Origin of the sequence: Burkholderia contaminans (assembly GCF_029633825.1) — a bacterium.
Classification (GTDB): Bacteria; Pseudomonadota; Gammaproteobacteria; order Burkholderiales; family Burkholderiaceae; genus Burkholderia; species Burkholderia contaminans.
This window is the reverse complement of record NZ_CP090642.1, coordinates 688,597-708,537: the sequence shown is the minus strand read 5'-3', so window position 1 is coordinate 708,537 and position 19,941 is coordinate 688,597. Positions and strand designations below refer to the sequence as shown.

Annotated in this window: 16 protein-coding genes; 15 read left to right on the top strand and 1 reads right to left on the bottom strand. The window is 67.6% G+C overall.

The genetic code is table 11. The features are described from left to right. The first annotated feature begins 6 nt into the window (after positions 1 to 6). From LXE91_RS35345 to LXE91_RS35295, 11 genes are all read left to right on the top strand, one after another. Positions 7 to 1,602 carry a PqiB family protein gene (locus LXE91_RS35345; RefSeq protein WP_039371890.1) on the top strand — a complete coding sequence of 532 codons (1,596 nt, stop codon included), beginning with the start codon at positions 7 to 9 and terminating at the stop codon, positions 1,600 to 1,602. After that, complete coding sequence (locus LXE91_RS35340) at positions 1,599 to 2,300, top strand: PqiC family protein (protein WP_039371891.1); 702 nt, start codon at positions 1,599 to 1,601, stop codon at positions 2,298 to 2,300. Before LXE91_RS35345 ends, LXE91_RS35340 begins: the two co-directional genes overlap by 4 nt. 170 nt (positions 2,301 to 2,470) lie before the next feature. Next, positions 2,471 to 3,040 carry a TetR/AcrR family transcriptional regulator gene (locus LXE91_RS35335; RefSeq protein ID WP_223274280.1) on the top strand — a complete coding sequence of 190 codons (570 nt, stop codon included), beginning with the start codon at positions 2,471 to 2,473 and terminating at the stop codon, positions 3,038 to 3,040. A gap of 77 nt (positions 3,041 to 3,117) precedes the next feature. Next, positions 3,118 to 3,879: a response regulator gene (locus tag LXE91_RS35330; RefSeq protein WP_039371894.1), complete on the top strand. Its 762-nt coding sequence runs from the start codon at positions 3,118 to 3,120 to the stop codon at positions 3,877 to 3,879. 158 nt (positions 3,880 to 4,037) lie between these two features. Continuing rightward, on the top strand, positions 4,038 to 5,732 hold the full coding sequence (locus tag LXE91_RS35325; protein WP_052760057.1) for a PAS domain-containing sensor histidine kinase: 1,695 nt from the start codon (positions 4,038 to 4,040) through the stop codon (positions 5,730 to 5,732). A 159-nt stretch (positions 5,733 to 5,891) separates the two neighbouring features. Further along, entirely contained in the window at positions 5,892 to 7,307 is a 1,416-nt protein-coding gene (locus tag LXE91_RS35320; RefSeq protein ID WP_039371896.1) for a cytochrome ubiquinol oxidase subunit I, read from the top strand. 11 nt (positions 7,308 to 7,318) lie between these two features. Next, complete coding sequence (cydB, locus tag LXE91_RS35315; protein WP_052760056.1) at positions 7,319 to 8,299, top strand: cytochrome d ubiquinol oxidase subunit II; 981 nt, start codon at positions 7,319 to 7,321, stop codon at positions 8,297 to 8,299. Between the two features lie 39 nt (positions 8,300 to 8,338). Then, a complete protein-coding gene (locus LXE91_RS35310) occupies positions 8,339 to 9,082 on the top strand; it encodes a (Fe-S)-binding protein (protein ID WP_039371897.1) in 744 nt (247 codons plus the stop codon). After that, entirely contained in the window at positions 9,079 to 10,452 is a 1,374-nt protein-coding gene (locus LXE91_RS35305) for a lactate utilization protein B (protein ID WP_039371899.1), read from the top strand. Before LXE91_RS35310 ends, LXE91_RS35305 begins: the two co-directional genes overlap by 4 nt. Further along, entirely contained in the window at positions 10,449 to 11,048 is a 600-nt protein-coding gene (locus tag LXE91_RS35300; protein WP_039371900.1) for a LutC/YkgG family protein, read from the top strand. Before LXE91_RS35305 ends, LXE91_RS35300 begins: the two co-directional genes overlap by 4 nt. A gap of 14 nt (positions 11,049 to 11,062) precedes the next feature. After that, positions 11,063 to 13,093, top strand: a complete 2,031-nt coding sequence (locus tag LXE91_RS35295) for an FUSC family protein (protein ID WP_082139469.1) — start codon at positions 11,063 to 11,065, stop codon at positions 13,091 to 13,093. 212 nt (positions 13,094 to 13,305) lie between these two features. On the opposite strand, the gene LXE91_RS35290 is transcribed toward LXE91_RS35295, so the two are convergent. After that, positions 13,306 to 14,070: a TetR/AcrR family transcriptional regulator gene (locus LXE91_RS35290; protein ID WP_039371901.1), complete on the bottom strand. Its 765-nt coding sequence runs from the start codon at positions 14,068 to 14,070 to the stop codon at positions 13,306 to 13,308. A gap of 136 nt (positions 14,071 to 14,206) precedes the next feature. Between LXE91_RS35290 and LXE91_RS35285 the strand changes: the two genes are divergently transcribed. Genes LXE91_RS35285 through LXE91_RS35270 form a run of 4 tightly spaced genes read left to right on the top strand, consistent with a single transcriptional unit; the run spans position 14,207 to position 19,922 of the window. Beyond that, the gene (locus LXE91_RS35285) at positions 14,207 to 15,898 is read left to right on the top strand and encodes a bifunctional 3-(3-hydroxy-phenyl)propionate/3-hydroxycinnamic acid hydroxylase (protein ID WP_039371908.1); all 1,692 of its coding nucleotides are present in this window, start codon (positions 14,207 to 14,209) and stop codon (positions 15,896 to 15,898) included. Positions 15,899 to 15,910: 12 nt separating this feature from the next. Continuing rightward, positions 15,911 to 16,981, top strand: a complete 1,071-nt coding sequence (locus LXE91_RS35280; protein WP_039371909.1) for a VOC family protein — start codon at positions 15,911 to 15,913, stop codon at positions 16,979 to 16,981. 35 nt (positions 16,982 to 17,016) lie between these two features. Beyond that, entirely contained in the window at positions 17,017 to 17,973 is a 957-nt protein-coding gene (locus LXE91_RS35275; RefSeq protein ID WP_039371910.1) for a fumarylacetoacetate hydrolase family protein, read from the top strand. Further along, a complete protein-coding gene (locus tag LXE91_RS35270; RefSeq protein WP_039371911.1) occupies positions 17,970 to 19,922 on the top strand; it encodes an acyl-CoA synthetase in 1,953 nt (650 codons plus the stop codon). The genes LXE91_RS35275 and LXE91_RS35270 overlap by 4 nt, the downstream gene beginning before the upstream one ends. Positions 19,923 to 19,941: the final 19 nt, after the last annotated feature.

Below are 19,941 nucleotides of genomic sequence, written 5' to 3'. Positions count from 1 at the left end.
CACAAGATGCTTCCCCTCGATTTGCCTGAACCCGAGATCCGGCCGCGCAGCCGCTGGATCCCGTCCCTCGTCTGGATCGTGCCGCTCGTGTGCGCGCTGATCGGGCTGGCGCTCGTGTACCGCGGCATTGCCGCGACCGGCCCGACGATCACCGTCACGTTCGCGAACGCAGAAGGCCTCGAAGCCGGAAAGACCAAGGTCCGTTACAAGGACGTCGATATCGGCTCGGTGCAGGCCATCACGCTCACGCCCGACTTCAAGCGCGTGGTCGTGCGCATCCAGCTCACCAAGGACGCCGCGCAGTTCGCGAACCGCGATACGCGATTCTGGGTCGTTCGGCCGCGTATCGGCGCCACCGGTATCTCCGGGCTCGGCACGCTGCTCTCCGGCGCGTACATCGGTGCGGACCTCGGCCGCTCGCCGCACGAACAGACCGACTTCGCCGGACTCGAGACACCGCCCGCCGTCACCGCGGACCAGCAGGGCCGCCGCTACCTGCTGCACGGCGATTCGCTCGGCTCGATCGACATCGGCTCGCCGGTGTTCTATCGGCACCTGCAGGTCGGCCAGGTGGTCGGCTTCTCGCTCGACAAGGATGGCACGGGCGTCGACGTGCAAGCGTTCGTGAAGGCGCCGTACGACAAATACGTCGGCACCCAAACGCGCTGGTGGCACGCAAGCGGCTTGGACCTGCGGCTCGATTCGAACGGCCTGAAGCTGAACACGCAATCGCTCGCGACGGTGGTCGTCGGCGGCCTCGCGTTTCAGTCGCCGCCCGGGCAAGCCGATGCACCGCCGGCAGCCGACAACGCGTCGTTCCGGCTCGCGCAGGACGAAGCCGATGCGATGCGCGACCCCGACGGCACGCCGCTGATGGTCGTCATGCGCTTCGACCAGTCGCTGCGCGGACTGTCCGTCGGCGCGCCGGTCGATTTGCGCGGCATCGCGCTCGGTCAGGTCACGAACATCGGGATCGAGTACAACGAGCACTCGCGCACGTTCAGCATGAAGGTCACGATGGCGCTGTATCCGTCGAGACTGAGCCGGCACAGCGACACCGCGCTGCCGGCCCCCGATACGGCCGGCGGCCACGACCTCCTCGAGCACCTGGTGCTGCAGGGGCTGCGCGGGCAGTTGCGCACCGGCAGCCTGCTCACGGGCCAGTTGTACGTGGCGCTCGACATGTTCCCGAAAGCGCCGCGCGCGAGCGTGGACGTGCACCGCACGCCGGTCGAGCTGCCGACCGTTCCGAACACGCTCGACGAACTGCAGGTTCAGCTCGCCGACATCGCTCGGAAGCTCGACAAGGTTCCATTCGACCAGATCGGCAACAGCCTGAACGGTGCGCTCGAGCATGCGAACCAGTTGTTCGGACACCTCGACGAGCAAGTCGTGCCGCAGGCGCGCGACACGCTGGCGGCGGCGCAACGCACGTTCGACGCCGCGCAGGCGACGCTGCGGCAGGATTCGCCGATGCAATCGGACGTTCATGACGCGATGCAATCGCTCACGCAGACGCTCCAGTCGCTCAATACGCTGGCCGACTATCTCGAGCGGCATCCGGAAGCGCTGCTCTTCGGCAAGAAAGGAGAACCGAAATGACGCCGCATTCGTTTCGCACGTTCCGGATGCCGATCCGCATCGCGACGTGCATCGCGCTGGCCGTGCTCGGCGCCTGTACGTCGCCGCCCGTACGGTTCCATACGCTCGGGATGGCGGATGGCGCGGGCGGCGACACCGACGCCTCGCGTCCCGCATGGCTGATCGACATGCAGCGCGTGCACGTGGCGGCGCCGGCGGACGGCAACCGGCTCGCGGTGCAGCGCGGCCCCGAACGGGTCGACATCCTGGAACAGGAGCGCTGGGTTGCGCCGCTCGGCGACGAGATGCGCGACGGACTGTCGACGCGCGTCACGTCCCGGCTGAACACGTTCGACGTTCACCGCGTCGCTCATCCGGATGGCACGCCGGTCTATCGGGTCGCCGTGGACGTCCAGCGTGTCGAATCGTGGCCGGCGTCTCACGTGCTGCTCGATGCGACGTGGACGGTGGACGCCGGCTCAGGACAGCCGGCACTGACTTGCCGCAGCATCGTTCGGGCCGGTGCGTCGGCGGGCTACGACGCGCTCGTCGACGCGCATCGCCATGCGCTCGACACGCTCGCGCTCGGCATCGCCGCCGGCATTCGCGCGGCGGCCACGCACGCGCCGCCGCCCGCCGGATGCCGCGCGGGAACACCCGACCGACGGATCGCGCCAGCCACCGCCGAACGCGGCGCGCCGGATCCGCTCATCGATTGAATCGGGCAGGGAAAACGCGCGGCCGGGCCGGGTCGGGTCGGGTTGGGCGATCGGCCTCGCGCCGGTGCCCTGCCCGACCCAGCGACATCGTCAGGCGAAACCGTCCCGACGAACCACGAATCGGCGCGGCGGCGTTCCCGCGTCGATCCGGTATTTCGCGCGGCGCGGTGTTGCGCCGCTTCGATCATTTCCACCTGCATGGACCACCCTGGATGAAACCCGCCCGACTCACGCGCGAGCAACGCAGGCTCGACACCCGCGAACGGCTCATCGCTACCGCTCGCGCACTATTCATCGCGAAAGGCTTTGCCGATACGAGCGTCGAACATATCGCCGAGGGCGCCGGGTACACGCGCGGCGCGTTCTATGCGCACTTCGAACACAAGCGCGAGCTGTTGATCGAGATCCTTCGCCGCGACCATGATCGAATGCTCACGAAAGGTCGGCTAGTGGCACCGGTGAGCGGCAGCGCCTGCACCACGGCCGACTACGCGGAGATTGCCGCCGGCTGGGAATGTTTCCCGCTGTGGGTCGAGGTTCATCTGTACGCGCTGCGCGATGCCGGGTTTCGGCACATCGTCGACTGCCTGCACACCGAACCCGCCGCGCTACCGGAGACCACAAGCGGCACGGCGGGCGCCACCGATCGGATGCCGTCCGCGGCCGGCTGGGCGGCCGCGCTCGGCGTCGCACTGCTGAGCACCGGCGCGCGGGATGCCCGGCGCGACGATCCGGCGTAGCAAGCAGCCACGCGAGCGCCCGTTCGCCCCATCGCCCCGGCTATAATTTCAATCGTTCCCCGACGAGTATCCGCACAATGACGGACGCCAACCTTCCTCACGTGCTGGTAGTCGACGACGATCCGGCAATCCGCGAACTGCTGTCCGGCTATCTGTCCGACAACGACATCCGCGTGACGGTAGCCGATTCCGGCCAGGAAATGGCGGGCGCGCTGGACACCTTTGCAATCGATCTCGTGATTCTCGACCTGCGCATGCCGGGAGAAGACGGCGTGCAGATCGCCCGCGAGCTGCGCGCGCGCTCGAACCTGCCGATCATCATCGTGTCCGGCAAACGGGACGAAGCCGACCGCGTGATGGCGCTCGAGCTCGGCGCCGACGACTACCTGACCAAGCCGTTCAGCAACCGCGAGCTGCTCGCGCGCATCCGCGCGTTGCTGCGGCGGGCCGGCGCGACCGCCCCGGCGACCGGGCGCAACAGCGACGCCCGCGCGTATCGATTCGGCGGCTGGGAGTTGAACGTCGGCACCCGGCGGCTGACGGATCCGGACGGCGCCCCGGTCGAACTCACCAAAGGAGAATTCTGTCTGCTCAATGCGTTTCTCGCCGCACCCGGGCGCGTGCTGTCCCGCGACCGGTTGCTCGAGTCCAGCCGGATGTACGACGACGTGTACGACCGCTCGATCGACGTCCAGATCCTGCGCCTGCGCCGCAAGATCGAACCCGATCCGTCGCATCCGGTTTTCATCCGTACCGTGCGCGGCGCCGGTTACGTGATGGACGCGCCGGTTACCCGATTGAGCGCGGCGGCGGGCTGGACGAGCACGAGCGCCGAATGAGCGGGCCGGCCGCGCGCCCCGGGCGGCCTGTCCCTCCCCACGCCGTCACCGGCGCCGGGCGTGACAGTCGAAACCCGCCGTCGATGCAGGACTGAACGCCAATGTCACACACGTCGCCCCATCACCGTACGCTTTGGCGAGCCAGGCGCCACCGGGCCATGATGCTGGCCGGCTGCCTCGCGCTCCTGCTCGTACTCGCCGGGTTCGTTCACGACACGACGTTTCGCGTCGGCGCCATCGTCGTGTGCGTGATTCTGCTGATGTATGTGCTGACCGCGTACATGCGCCGGCTGGAACACGCGAGCCGGGCAATGCGCGCAAGCGAGCAGCACTGGCGCACCGTATTCGAGAACGCCCCCGTCGGGATCCTGGTGCTGCGCGCGCACGACCGCTACCTGATGGCCAACCCCGCCTTTCAGCAGATGGTCGGCTACAGCGACCGCGAGCTGGCTGAGCGGCGCGCATCGGACATCACGCATCCCGACGATCGGGCACTCACGCAGGATCATATCGACCAGTTGGTGCGCGGTCAGGATCGCGTCAGGTTTCAAAAGCGTTACGTGCACCGGGACGGCCGCGTCGTGTGGGCCGACATGAGCGTGGCGCGCGTGTTTTCCGCTCATCAGCCGGCCGACGCGGACGCGGAAGACCTGATCATCGCGACGATCGAGGACATCACGCAACGCCGGGCCGACGAAGAGGCGCGACATGGCCTCGAGCGCCAGTTGCGGCAGTCGCAGAAGCTCGAAGCGCTCGGCACCTTTGCCGGCGGTGTCGCGCACGACTTCAACAATATCCTTGCCGCGATTCTCGGCTTCGGCGATCGTGCGCTCGCCAGCGTCGCGCACGACGCACCGGCGCACCGCTACATCGAACAGGTGCTGAGGGCCGGTGAACGCGCGCGGCTGCTGGTCGAGCGCATCCTGACGTTCAGCCGCAGCGGCCGGACGGCCAGGGTGCCCGTCGATGTCGGCGCGGTGGTCGACGAGGCGATCGAGCTCGTACGCGAGACGCTGCCGGCGCAGGTCGCACTCGACGTGCGCATGCCGGCGCACGATGCGTGCATTCTGGGCGACGCCACGCATCTGCATCAGGTCGTGATGAACCTGTGCAGCAACGCGATCCATGCCATGCCTTCAGGCGGCACGCTGCGCGTCGACCTCGACCTGGCCTGCATCGAGACACCGCGCTCGCTGTCGCATGGCGCGGTGAGCGCCGGCCGTTTCGTGCGTCTGTCGGTTGCGGACAGCGGCAACGGCATTCCGGCCGAGATCCTCGAGCGAATCTTCAATCCGTTCTTCACGACGCGCGCCGCCGGCGAGGGAACCGGTCTCGGCCTGTCACTCGTCGACGGCATCGTCCGCGAACACGGCGGGGCCGTCGACGTCCACTCCACACCCGGCGAAGGTGCGCGTTTCGACGTTTATCTGCCCGCCGCGGACGCGCGCCCGCCCCGGCAAGCCGAGACGATCCCGGTGCCTCACGGCGGCGGGCAGGTGGTCATGCTGGTCGACGACGAGGACGCGCTCGTCCGGCTCGGGGAAGAGGTGCTGGCCGATCTCGGCTACGAACCGGTCGGATTTTCATCGAGCGAGGCCGCCTGGGCTGCCTTGGATGCCGATCCAGCCCGCTTCGACGTCGTCGTGACCGACCATGCGATGCCGCACCTGACGGGCCTGCAGCTCGCGGCGCGCCTCGCGCGGCGGCGCAACGACCTTCCGGTCATCCTGTGCAGCGGTTTCAGCACACCGGCGCTCGAACGAGAGGCCGACGCGCTCGGCGTCAGGATGGTGCTGCGCAAACCGCTGAAGACGCCCGATCTCGCGCGCGCGCTCGCCGCGGTGCTGCGCTGACGGCCCGCCGGGCCGGGCGCGCATGACGCTCATGACGCGCCGTCGCCGGCGACGGACCGTTCGATTTCAGATGTAACACGGCAGCCGCAATCTGCAACGCACGAGAAATGCCGGACGCCGACACTCCATTGCAACGCAATCTCGCAATGGAGCGTACGCATGGAAGCAACGGCACTCCTGCTGTCCCGAATCCAGTTCGCGGCCACGGTCTCGTTTCACATCATCTTCCCGTCGTTCACCATCGGGCTCGCGGCGTGGCTCGCGGTGCTCGAGGCCATGTCCGTTGCGACCGGCAATCGCGTGTACCGCCGCGTGTTCGCGTTCTGGCTGAAGATTTTCGGCGTCGCGTTCGGCATGGGCGTGGTCTCGGGCATCGTGATGGCGTTCCAGTTCGGCACGAACTGGAGCGAGCTGTCCCGCGCGAGCGGCCCGATCCAGGGGCCGCTGCTCACTTACGAATCGTTTACCGCGTTCGCGCTCGAGGCCACGTTTTTCGGCGTGATGATGTTCGGCCGCGCCCGGGTGCGGCCGTGGTTCTATCTGACGTCGTGCATCCTCGTCGCCGCCGGCACGACGATGTCGGCGTTCTGGATTCTCGTCAACAACTCGTGGATGCAGCATCCGGTCGGATACGTCGTACAAAACGGCGTATTCGTGCCGACCGACTGGGCGGCGATCATCTTCAACCACGTCGTATGGGTCCGCTTCCCGCACATGCTGCTGGGTGCCTATCTGACGACCGCATTTTGCGTGGCTGCCGTCGGCGCCGCATATCTGCTGAAGGATCGTTACCGGATCGAGGCCACCGTCATGGTACGGATGTCCGTGACCCTCGCCGCCGTACTCGTCCCGCTGCAGATCCTGTTCGGCCACCTCACCGGCGACTACCTGCACGACGATCAGCCGGCCAAATTCGCCGCGGTCGAAGGCCGATGGACCGACGAGCAGCCGGCCGCCGAAGTGATCTTCGCGATTCCCGATGCCGCGCATGAGCGCAATCGCCTCGAATGGAAAGTGCCCGTTCTCGGCAGCCTCGTGGCGTCAGGCACCGTCGACTCGCGTGAAGTCGGGCTGACCGATTTCGCCGCGGCCGACCGGCCGCCCGTGCTGATTCCGTTCTTCGCGTTCCGTGTCATGGCCGGGTGCGGGCTCGTCATGCTGGCGCTTGCGTGGGCAGGCACCGCCGTTGCCCGGCGCGGAAAGCTGGAGCAGCGACGCTGGCTGCTCTGGCCGCTCGCGCTCAGCTTCCCGCTCGGCTTCATCGCGATCCTGGCCGGCTGGTTCACGGCCGAAGTCGGGCGGCAGCCCTGGACCGTGTGGGGCGTGCTGCGCACCGCCGACGCGCTCACGCCCGGGCTCACCGCGCACTTCGCCGCCGCGACGCTCGCGCTGTTCGTCGCCATCTACGCGTTCATTTTCTGCTTCGGCGTGTACTACATCGTGCGAATCGTGCAGCGCGGCCTCGCCGACGGCAACGTGCTGACGGTCTGGAACGGCCATGTCATTGAACGGACGTATGCACTCGCGGCGCGGCCGGCGCGCGCACCGAAGCCGAACATCCACACGATTCGATAAGGAGAACTTCGATGATGAACTGGTTCTGGTTCGTCGAACTCGCGTTCGCGCTCGTCGCTTACCTGATGCTCGACGGGTTCGATCTCGGCGTCGGCATGCTGACGGCCTTCGCAGGCGATGCGCGCGACGAGATGATCGCGTCGATCGCGCCGGTGTGGGACGGCAACGGCACGTGGCTCGTCATTGCCGGCACGATCCTGTTCGGCGCATTTCCGTCGGTGTATTCGATCGTGCTGCCGGCGCTGTACGCGCCGCTCGGCATGATGCTGGCAGGCCTGATCATGCGCGGCGTCGCGATCGAGTTCCGCCACAAGGCGGTCCGCTCGCGCCGAATCTGGGACGTGCTGCTGTTCGCGGGTTCGCTGCTCGCAAGCGTCATGCAGGGCGTGTGCGTCGGCACCTACGCACAAGGGTTGCCGGTCGACCACCTGCGCTACGCAGGCAACGGCTTCGAATGGTGCTCGCCGTTCGCGCTGTGGTGCGGCGCGAGCCTCGCGCTCGGCTATGCGCTGCTCGGCTCGGGGTGGCTGGTTTTGAAGGGGCGCGACGCATTGCAGCGCATCGGTCGCGACGCGATCAACCGGCTCGCGCCGATCACCGCGCTGTTCGCCCTGTCGATCCTCGCGTCGACCCTGCTGACCGAAACTGCCGTCGAAACGCGCTGGCTCCTGCATCCGCTGCTGTTCGCGCTACCGATCGCCGCGTGCCTGACCTTCCTTTACGCGCCCACCGCGGCGCGACGCGAGGGTGCGTCGGCCTATCTGTTCGCCGCGGCCGGATGCATCGCGATGGTGCTGATGCTCGCCGCGTCGTATCTGCCGTTCATCGTGCCGTTCGACGTCACGCTCGACGCGGCTGCCGCGCCGCGTTCGAGCCAGACGTTCATGTTCTGGGGAGCCGGGCTGTTCGTCTTGCCGTTCATCGTGTTCTACACGTACGTCGCGTATTCGGTGTTCCGCGGCAAGGCGTCCAGCGTGCACGCGTACCACTGACGCATTCACTTCCAGCATTCGATTCAACCGAGGAATCCCATGAAAGTCGCCCTTTTCATTCCGTGTTTCATCGACGCGTTCTACCCGGAGGTCGGCATCGCCACGCTGCAGTTGCTCGAGCGCCTGGGCTGCGATGTCGACTATCCGCTCGACCAGACCTGCTGCGGCCAGCCGATGGGCAACAGCGGCTGCGAAAAGCAGGCCGCAGCGACCGAGAACCTGTTCGTGAAGAACTTCACCGGCTACGACTACATCGTCGCGCCGAGCGGCAGCTGCGTGCACCACGTGCGCGACCACCTCACGGCCGCCGACCAGACGCGCGACGCGGTCGCCGTGCGCAAGAACACGTACGAGCTCGTCGAATTTCTCCACGACGTGCTGCGTGTGCGCGAATTCCCGTGGGCCGAGTTCCCGCACAAGGTCGGGCTGCACAACAGTTGCGGCACGCTGCGCGGGCTGCGTACCGCGAAGATGTCGGAGATCGACGAGCCGTTCTTCTCGAAGCCGCTGGCGCTGCTCAAGGGCGTGCGCGGCATCGAATTCATCCAGCCCGACCGCCCCGACGAATGCTGCGGCTTCGGCGGCACCTTCTGCGTATCGGAGGCGCCCGTGTCGGCGCGCATGGGCGCGGACAAGGTTCGCGACCACCAGCGCAACGGCGCCGAGTACATCGTATCGGCCGATTCGTCGTGCCTGATGCACCAGAAAGGCTGCTCGGACCGCCTCGGGCTCGGCCTGAAATTCATCCATATCGCGCAGATCCTGAACGGAGCACGAGCATGAAACGCGTAGACCACGTCGGAGCGTCCGAGAAATTCATCGCGGACGAGAAACACATCCAGTTCCACGACAAGCGCTTGTGGGAGCTGCGCACGTCGCGCGACGCCGAAGTGCACGGCATCCCCGAATGGGAGGAGCTGCGTACGCTCGCGTCGGAGATCAAGGAACACACGCTCACGCACCTTCCCGAGTATCTCGAGGAATTCGAGCGCAACGCGACGGCCAACGGCGTCGTCGTCCACTGGGCGAAAGACGCCGAGGAACACAACCGGATCGTGTACGAGATCCTGGAGCGGCGCAACGCGAAGCTGCTCGTCAAGAGCAAGTCGATGCTGACCGAGGAATGCGAGATGCGTCCGTATCTGGAGGAGCGCGGCATCACGGTCGTCGAGACCGATCTCGGCGAGCAGATTCAGCAGCTCGACGATGAGCTGCCCTCGCACATCGTCGTGCCGGCCGTGCACAAGCTCGCGACCGACGTCGCCAGGATCTTCTCCGAGAAGATCGGCACCGATCCGAACGAAAGCAGCATTCCCAAACTGGCCGAAGCGCAGCGCAACGCCACGCGCCCGCTGATCCTGAACGCCGACGCAGGCATGACCGGATGCAACTTCGCGGTCGCGGAAACGGGCGGTATCACCGTGTGCACGAACGAAGGCAACGCGGACCTCAGCGCCAACGTGCCGCCGCTGCACATCGCGTCGATCGGCATCGAAAAACTGATTCCGAAGCTCGAACATCTCGGCGTGTTCATACGCATGCTGTCGCGCAACGCGATCGGCTCGCCGATCACGCAGTACACGTCGCACTTCCGCGGGCCTAAAAAAGGCGGCGAGATGCATTTCGTGCTGGTCGACAACGGCCGCTCGGAGCGACTCGGCATGGACGATTTCTGGTACTCGCTGAAGTGCATCCGCTGCGGTGCGTGCATGAACACGTGCCCGGTCTATCGTCGCAGCAGCGGCCTCAGCTATGGCGGTGTGTACTCGGGGCCGATCGGCGCGATCATCAACCCGACCTTCAACCTGCACAAGTACAGCTCGCTGCCGTTCGCGTCCACGATGAACGGCAGTTGCACCAGCGTGTGCCCGGTGAGGATCAACATCCACGAGCAAATCTACAAGTGGCGGCAGATCGTGGCCGAACAGCACGAACTGCCGTTCGTCAAGCAGGAGGCGATGAAAGTCGCCGGACAGGTGCTGTCGCGGCCCGCGCTGTATCGCGCGGCCGTCAAGACGGCGGGCACCGCGGTATCGGTGCTGCCGCGCGCCGTGCTCTACAACCCGCTCAACGTGTGGGGCAGGCAACGCGAAGTGCCCGACGCGCCCGAGCAGACTTTCCGTGACTGGTATCTGAAGAGGAACAAGAAATGAGCAGCCGAGACCTGATTCTGTCCCGTTTGCGCGAAGTGCGCCCCGCCCGCCGGCCGCTGCCGCAGGTGCCGATGTTCGACGCGAACCTGCCGCCCGCCGTCGACACGTTTCGCGCGTCGCTCGCGCGGCTCGGCGGCACGTGGTGCGCGTTGCCGGAGCGCACGTCGCTCGACGCATTCATCCGCTCCCGGTTTCCCGGCGCATCCGTGTTCTGCTCGGCGACCCCCGAGTTCGACGGCAACCGCGACCTCGCGGCGATCGACGATCCGCGCGCGCTGAACGATGTCGACGTCGGGATCGTGCGCCCCGCGTTCGCCGTCTCGGAGACAGGCTCGATATGGCTCAGCGAGACCGAATACAACGTCAACGCGCTCGGTTACCTGTCGCAGCACCTGGTCGCGCTGCTCGACCCCGCGGACATCGTCGGCAACCTGCATCACGCGTATCACCGCAACGAGTTCTTCGCGGCCAACTATGCGGTGCTGATGAGCGGACCGTCGGCGACCGCCGACATCGAGGGCGTACTGGTTCGCGGCGCGCAAGGCGTTCGGTCGCTCACCGTCATCCCGGTGCCGAGGCCCGTTACCACGCGATAACGCAGGAGCATGCGATGAGTGTCACCAAGCGCATCCGCGACACGATCGCCCGTGCACTGCGCGACGGGCGGCATCACCTGCCGCTCTCGGCAGCGCTCAAGGCCGGGCTGATCTGCGCGGCGCCCGCGCTGCTCGCCGCCATGCTGCACGCGCCGTTGCTGTGCTGGGCCGCGATCGCCACGTTCTGGACGTGTCTTGCGGACGATCCGTCCGAATCGATCCGCGCGCGGGCCGTCGCGGGGTTGTGGTTCGGTGCGATCGGTGCGCTCGCGTCCGTGTGCGCGACGACTGTCGCGGAGGTCGGGTGGCTCGCCGTCGCGCTGACGGGCGTCGCGGTCTACCTCGGCGGCCTCGCACGGCTCGGCGGCACAGTGACGGGCACGCGCGGGTTGCTGCTCGCCACCGCATGCGCTGTGTCGGCCGCGTTTCCCGCGCATCCATGGCCGGCGCCCGCCCAGTATGCCGCGAGCTTTGCCGGCGGAAGCCTGTGGGCGGTCGTCTGTCTCGTGGGCTTCTGGCGGGAAAGCCACGCAGCCCGCGCACGCAGGGCGGCCTTCGCCTACCTGTATGCGGCGAGTTCGTTCGTGCGCGCGCTGGTGCCGGTCGCACAGGATCCGCGGCGCGCGAGCGGCCCGAATCGCGCCGCGTTGCGAACGCGACTCGACGCGATGACGCGCACGGCCCAGGCCGAGCCGATCGGCGCCGGCGCGGCCGCCGTGGCGTGGCAACTCGGCGGCGAAAGGTCGATCGCATTGCTGGCGGGCCTCGAAAGCCTGCTGGGCAACCGTCCCGCGGACTGCGCCACCGCGGCCACCCTGCTCGTTCCGTTGCTGCACCGGCTCGTCGCGTTGATCGATGCGCATGCCGATGCGGTGCTCGAACGGCCGGGCTGCGACGCCGCGCTCGCTCGGCTGCGCAACCGGCTCGCGGCCGACATGCGCAGCGCGACGCTGCGCGCGGACGGTTCGGCACTCGACGACCACGCGCGCGCATGGCTGCAATCGTGCATGACGCTCGTGACGGCGTTCACCGAGATCGGCGATATCCGCGCCGGCGATCGAAACCAGGCGCCGCCCGCCGCGCCCGAACGGCCACGCCCATTCCAGGCGATCGGTTTCGCCATGGCGGCGGCGCTGACGGAAATTCGCGCAAACGGACGCGTCGCGCGATATGCACTGCGGCTGGCGGTGGCGACCATGCTCTCCGCCGTCCTTGCCCGCGCGCTTGGCGTTCAGCAAGGTTACTGGATCGTGCTGACCACGTTGTTCGTCATGCAGCCCACCGTGCCGCACACCGTCAGAATTTCCGGCCTGCGGGTATTCGGAACGATCCTGGGCGCGATCGTCGCATCGGGCGTCGCGCTCGCGTCTCACAACATGGCGCTTCTCGCGCTGGCGATCGTCCCGCTCGCAACCGGGACCTTTTCCACGCGGCCGGTCAGCTACGTGTCGTACATCCTGTTCCTCACGCCGCATTTCATTCTCGTTGCGTATCTCGGCACGCCCGTCGCATCGCCCTGGCTGCTCGCCGGCATACGGGTCGCGAACAGCGTCGCGGGCGCGCTCGTTGCGCTCGGCGTGAGCGTGCTCGCATGGCCGGAGTGGGAGCGGGGCAAGCTCGACGCCGTATCGAACCGGGCGATCGCCGCGGTGGCCGAATACATCGAGCTCGTCCGTGCATTCGTGTCGAAGCGCGGCGTCGAAGCAGACGCCCTGATTGCCGCGAGGCGGCGGGCATGCTGCGCGACCGACGAACTCGACGCGCTGTCGGCGGCCATGCGCCTGGAAACGGGCACGAAGCGATCGCGTATCGACGACGCTTGCGAGCTGGTCCGTCAGTTGCGCAATGCGGTCGGCGGCGCCGCGCCGCTCGAATGTCTCGCCGCGAGCATGAGCGACGCGCGCCGCGAACGGCTCGCCACGGTGGATCTATCGGGCGTCGAGATGCCGGCCGATGCGGCCGCGCGCGCCGTGACCGCTCGCGATTCGCGCGCGTGCCGTTTTATTCCGTTCAGAACCGATCACCCACCGACGCGAACGTCGTGATCGGATCGATCTTGATCCGCGTCGCGCTGGTCGCGGTTGCGACCGGCGCCGCATCGACGTCGTCACCGGCCAACCGGCCGTTCAGCGACGCGTAAGAAAGGGCCACCCGGCCGGAATTCGCCAAACATCGGCCACATTCCGGCCCAGGCTGCCGTGTCGCCGCTCATGCGCAATTGACTCACCGGAGCCTGGCAGCGGGCGACGGCGCTGCGTCACTGCTCCGTCTCGGCCGCTTCCACGACCGGCAGCGGCCGGTTCGCGATCTTCTCGGCTTCCGCGCGCTTGAGCCCGAGCGTTTGCAGCAGCGTGGCCGCCGTGCGTTCCGGAAAATGCTCGCCGCTGAAGCCGAGCTCCTGCAGCACACCGGCCGCCGGCGCGCCCGGCGCGACGAAGTTGAGCTCAGCCGCAATTGCGGTCAGCACCGTACCGCCAACCGACAGGAAGCCGATGAACGGGTCGGCGACCACGAAGCGTTTCTCGTCGATGCCGCGCCCGATGTCCCGCAGCAGGCGCTGACCGAGGCCGAGCGTCAGGACCCGCGCGGAAAAACCTTCGCGTATCAGGAAGTGACCCCATACGGGCTCCCGCCGTGCCCGCATCAGCGTGTGCCGGACCGCCACCGAAATGATCTCCGCGGGATCGGACAGGCCGCTCGCCAGGCGATCCAGCGAATCGGCGAACTCCTCGAATACCGTCTCGACGAGCGTCGTGTAGATCGCTTCCTTCGATTCGAAGTGGTTGTAGAACGACCCGAAGCCGACGTCGGCGGCTTCGGTGATCTCGTTGATGGCCACGCCTTCCATGCCTTTTTCAGCCATCAGCTTCAACGCCGCCTCGAGCAGACGGCCACGGGTTTCGCGCTTGCGCCGCGCCCCGCGCGGCTCGCGCTCTTCGGCAACCGGCGCGGCGACGTCGGCGGCGACGGCAGGCTCGGCGGCGGCACGCTTGGGTGCCCGGCGTTTAGGAGTGTTCGACATGACGGATCCGGTTCTGATATGGACCGAGTATAGATTCAAATGTCTACATTGACAAAGTCATCATCTATGACTTTAATGTCACCAAACACATCCGATCGCACGCGGCAGCCGAGATCGACAGACGAATGGAGACACGGTGGAGACATTTGAAGCAACGGGCGCGCATTCGCGCGCCGCGGGCAGCGCGGCGCAGTCCGACGCGCGCGGGCTGCCGTCGGCGGCCGACATCCTGATCGTCGGGTTCGGGCCGGTCGGCGCCGCGCTCGCGAACCTGCTGGCGCGTTACGGCGTGAAGGTCGTGGTGATCGACAAGGCAACCGGGATCTTTATGGCGCCGCGCGCCATCGCACTCGACAACGAAGCGCTGCGCATCCTGCAGATGGCGGGCGTCGACGAACGCGATTTCGACACGGTGCCGATCCCTTACGTCCGGATGCGCTCGCCCGCGCTCGGTGAATTCGCGCGGATCGATACGCTCGGCACGCTCGACGGCCATCCGAAACTCGTGACGTTCTACCAGCCCGATCTCGAACGCTGCCTGCGCGCGCGGCTGCGCGAGCGCGACAACGTGCACGTCGCACTCGGGATGACGTTCGAAGGTTTCGTCGACGAACGCGACGGCGTCGTTGCGTCGCTGACCGACGAGCATGGCCATGCGCACACGGTTCGTGCCCGCTACCTGGTCGGCGCGGACGGTGCAAGCTCGCAGGTGCGCCAGTTGATCGGCCAGCAGTTCAACGGCAAGACCTACGCCGAGGACTGGCTCATCGTCGATGCGCGTCACGTGCCGCGGCCGATCGATCATGTCGAGTTCATTTGCGACCATCGGCGCCCGACGCCGCACATGGTCGCGCCCGGCGCGCGCGAGCGCTGGGAGTTCATGCTGCACCCGGGCGAGCGCCGCGACGAGATGGAGTCGGATGCCCGCATTCGCGAACTGCTCGCGCCGTGGGGCAATGTCGACGAGCTCACCATCGAGCGCAAGGCGGTCTATCGCTTCCACGCGCGCACCGTGGACGCATTCTGCAACGGCCGGGTCTTTCTCGCGGGCGACGCCGCGCACATCACGCCGCCGTTCGTCGGCCAGGGGCTCGTCGCCGGGCTGCGCGACGCGGCCAACCTCGGCTGGAAGCTCGCCTGGGTGGTGCTCGGCCGCGCCGAGCCGCGCATTCTCGATACGTACGACGCGGAACGCCGGCCGCACGCACGCGCGATGATCCGGCTCGCGAAGCTCATGGGGCGCCTGGTGATGCCGCGCAACGCGGCCCTGGCGTACGCCACGCACGGGCTGATGCGCGCGCTGCGCTGCGTGCCGGTGCTGCGCGCGCAACTCGAGGAATTGCGCATCAAGCCGAAGAACGCGTTCCGCACCGGGCTCTTCGTGCGCGGCCGCTCGGGCGCGAAGCTCACGCGCGGCGCAACGCTCGCACAGGGATGGCTGAGGGGAGCCGACGGCACCGCGCGCCTGAGCGACGACGTGCTCGGCAACGGCTACACGCTGGTCGGCTTCGGCTGCGACCCGCGCGTCGGGCTCACGGCGGACGCCGCGACCGCGCTGGCGGGCGCCGGCGGCACCATCGTGCAGATCGCGCAACGCGGCCAGCGCCCGGATCGCGGCGGCCGCGATTGCTGGGAAGACCTGGAAGGCACCTTCCTTCCCGGCGTGGCGCGCGTCGGCTGGGTGGCCGTCGTGCGCCCCGACAAGACCGTCGTCCACGACGGGCCGGCCGCCGACGTCGAGCGCATCGTGCTCGACAGCCTGTCGCTGCTCGGCGCGGCGCCGCGCGCCGTGCCCGTTCCCGTTTCATCCGTCGTCCGTCCCTCCTGAGCCTCCATCGCCATGAAACTCACCACCGCCCAGCCTGCCCGCCATCCGCGGCCCACGACGAGAGCCGCCACCCTCGCCTACCTGGTCTTCGAGCGCCCGGATCTCGACGAAGCCGAACGTTTCCTGAATGACTTCGGATTGCGAACCACATCGCGCGATGCCGACCTGCTGCTGTTGCGCGCCACCGGCGCGTCCGGCTTCTGCTACGTGGTGCGCCGCGCGCCCAAGCCGGCGTTTGCCGGGTTCGGGCTCGAGGTCGACAGCCGCGCGGACCTCCTCGCGCTGACCGCCGTGCCCGGTGCGTCGGGCATCGAGCCGTCGGCGTGGCCGGGCGGCGGCGAGCGCGTGCGGCTCGTCGATCCGGCCGGTTTTCGCGTCGATGCGGTGGCCGGCATGACGCGACTGCCGGCGCTGGCGCACCGCGCGCCGCTCGCGTTCAACTCCGTGGATGCGCGCGTTCGCATCAACGACACGCAGCGCCCGCCCGCCGCGCCGCCGGAGATCGTCAGGATCGGCCACGTGGTGCTCGAGATCGCCGATTTCCAGGAAACGTGCGCGTGGTACACGCGGCATTTCGGTTTCATCCCGAGCGATGTCCAGGTGCTGCCGGACGGTTCGCCGGCGGTCGCGTTCATGCGGCTCGACCGCGGCGACACGCCGGCCGACCATCACACGCTCGCGCTCGCGCAGGGCTTCGTGTCCACCTACAGCCACAGCGCGTTCGAGGTCGTCGACACCGACGCGCTCGGCATGGGCCAGCGCATGCTGCGCGACGCCGGCTGGACCCACGCGTGGGGCATCGGGCGGCACATTCTCGGCAGCCAGGTATTCGATTACTGGCAAGACCCGTGGGGCGCCAAGCACGAGCACTACTGCGACGGCGACCTGTTTACCGCCGACGAACCCACCGGTATCCATCCGGTCAGCCGCGAAGCGATGGCGCAGTGGGGCCCGACGATGCCGCGCAGCTTCACGAAGCCGCGCTTCACGCCGTCGAGCATTGCCGCACTGCTTCGCAACCTGCGCCGCAGCCCTGATCTGACACTCGGCAAGCTGCTGACCCTCGCAAAACTGTTCGCCTGACTCCGACGCCTGTTCGACTCACGAGAGACCCACACATGTCACTGCTAGTCCTGCACTTCCGGCACAACGGCCGCGCCCAGTGGGGCGTCGTCGCCGATGGCGCCGTCACGCCGATTCCCGGCGACTTCGATACGACCGCGCGCTTTCTGGCGGCGAACCCGGTCGAGCGGCTCGTCACGCTCGACGGGCCGACGATTCCTGAGGCCGACGTGGAATGGCTGCCCCCCGTCACCGCCAACCAGCAGTTCGTCTGCCAGGGCGCGAATTATCGCCAGCACATGATCGAATCCGGCATGGATCCGGATGCGAAGAAGTTCAACATGATCTTCACGAAGGCGACGAGTTGCATCGTCGCCGCGAATTCGCCGGTCGTGAAGCCGCGGCACGTGCGGTTTCTCGACTACGAGATCGAGCTCGGCCTGATCCTCAAGCGCGACATCACGAGCCGCCAGCGGATCACGGACGCGAACCTGCACGACTACGTCGCCGCCATCGTGATCGTCAACGACTACTCGGCGCGCGACGTCCAGATCCCGCAGATGCAGTTCTACAAGGGCAAGAGCTTCCGGACGTTCGGCCCGGTCGGCCCTTACCTGTGCCTGCTCGAGCAGCGCGACTTCCCGAAGCTGAAGGCGCTCGACCTGACATTGACGGTCAACGGCACGGTGCGTCAGCAGGATTCGACGTCGAACCTCGTCTATGGCCCGGCCGAGACGTTGACGGAATTGTCGGGCGTGCACGACCTTCACGCCGGCGACCTGCTCGCGACCGGTACGCCGGCCGGGTGCGCCCTCAGCATTCCGTCGCCGCTCAAGCAGCGGGCCGTCGCGCTCTTTCCCGAATCGGTCAAGTGGAAGATGTTCATGAAGGTGCAGGCGGGACGCACGCAGTACCTGAAGGCCGGCGACATCGTCGAAGCCCGGATCGCGAGCCGTGACGGCACGATCGACCTGGGCGTGCAACGCAACGAAATCATGGACGAAGCGGCATGAACGGCATCGCGACCCAAGACGACGTGCTGGCGATCGAAGCGCAGGGCCTTCCGCCGGCGCTGCCTGCCAGCACGTACGAGATGATTTGCGCCGGTGCGGCGATCGATCCGTCCGCTCCCGCGCTGTCCTTCTTTCCGACCGCCGACGCCCACCGCGACGCCGAGCGCTGGACCTATCGCGAGCTGGTGCGCGACATCACGCGGACGGCGAACATGTTCACCCGCATCGGCGTGCGCGCGAACTCGGTGATCGCCTATGTGCTGCCCAATCTTCCGGAAACGCATTTCGTGATCTGGGGCGGTCAGGCGGCCGGCATCGTCTGCGCGATCAATCCGCTGCTGGAAGGCGAAGCGATCGCAAAGCTGCTCGAGGCGGCCGGCGCGAGCGTGCTCGTCACGCTCGCGCCGTTCCCCGGCATCGATCTCTGGCAGAAAGTGGCCACGATCGTCGATCGGGTCGAGTCGCTGCGGCACCTCGTGCTGGTCGATCCGGCGGACCGTCTGCGCGGCCGCACGGTGCCGCCCGCCCCGCGAACGGGCGAGCGCGACGATGGCGGCTTGCGCGCCGCGGTGCCCGCCCACATCGAGATCCACGACTTCGGTACGGCGATTGCGCGGGAATCCGGCGACGCGCTCGATCATCCGCGCCGCGCCCGCCCCGACGACATGTCGTCGTTCTTCTGTACCGGCGGTACCACGGGCCTGCCCAAAATCGCGATGCGCAGCCACGGCAACGAAGTCGCGAACGCATGGAGCGCGAGCCGGTTCCTCGGCGACAGCATCGGCCCCGGCAAGACGACGTTCTGCGGCTTGCCGCTCTTTCACGTCAATGCCGCGATGGTGACCGGCCTGCTGCCGTTCTCGCGCGGCGCCCATGTCGTGCTCGGGACGCCGCAGGGCTACCGGGGGGACGGCGTCGTCAAACGTTTCTGGGAAATCGTCGAACACCATCGCATCAATTTCTTCAGTGGCGTCCCGACGCTCTATGCGTCGCTGCTCGACGTTCCCGTCGACGGTCATGCGATCGATTCGCTCGAATACGGCCTGTGCGGCGCGGCGCCGATGCCCGTCGGCGTGTTCAAGGCGTTCCAGGAAAAAACCGGGATCCGGATCCTCGAAGGCTACGGCCTGACCGAAGGAACGTGCGTGAGCAGCGTCAATCCGCCGACCGGCGAGCGCCGGCTGGGCTCGATCGGGCTGCGCCTCCCGTTCCAGGCGATGAAAACGATCGTCGTGGACGAAGCGGGACGGTACGTGCGCGACTGCGCGGCAAACGAGGCGGGGCTGCTCGTCATCGCGGGGCCGAACGTGTTCAGCGGCTACCTGCGTGCCGACCAGAACAACGGGCTGTGGCCCGATCTCGGCGACGGCCGGCGCTGGCTGAACACCGGCGACCTCGGCCGCTGCGACGCCGACGGGTACTTCTGGCTGACCGGCCGCAAGAAGGAACTGATCATTCGCGGCGGCCACAACATCGATCCCGCGTCGATCGAGGAACCGCTCCATCGGCATCCGGCCGTGCAGGTTGCCGCGGCCGTCGGGCGTCCCGATGCACATGCCGGCGAGCTGCCCGTCGCGTACGTCCAGCTCAAGCCTGGCATGCACGCTACCGAGGACGATCTGGCAGCGTTCATGCAACAGGAAATCGCGGAACGGGCTGCGGTGCCCAAGCACGTGCGGATCGTGGCCGCCATCCCGCTCACAGGCGTCGGCAAGATCTTCAAGCCCGAGCTCAAGCGCCGCGAGACACGTGATGCGTTGCAGGCCGCGTTGGCTCAGGCAGGCGCGCCCTGCACGTCGCTCGACGTCAACACCGACGACGCGGGCAGGATGTCGGTCGCGGTCGCACTGAGCGACCCGGCGCTCGAGGCCGCCGCGCGTTCGGTGCTCGGGCGTTTCCCGTTTGCATTCTCGATCTCGATCGCCGCGCATCCGATGCGGCCGGCCTGACCGACAACGACAGATTCCG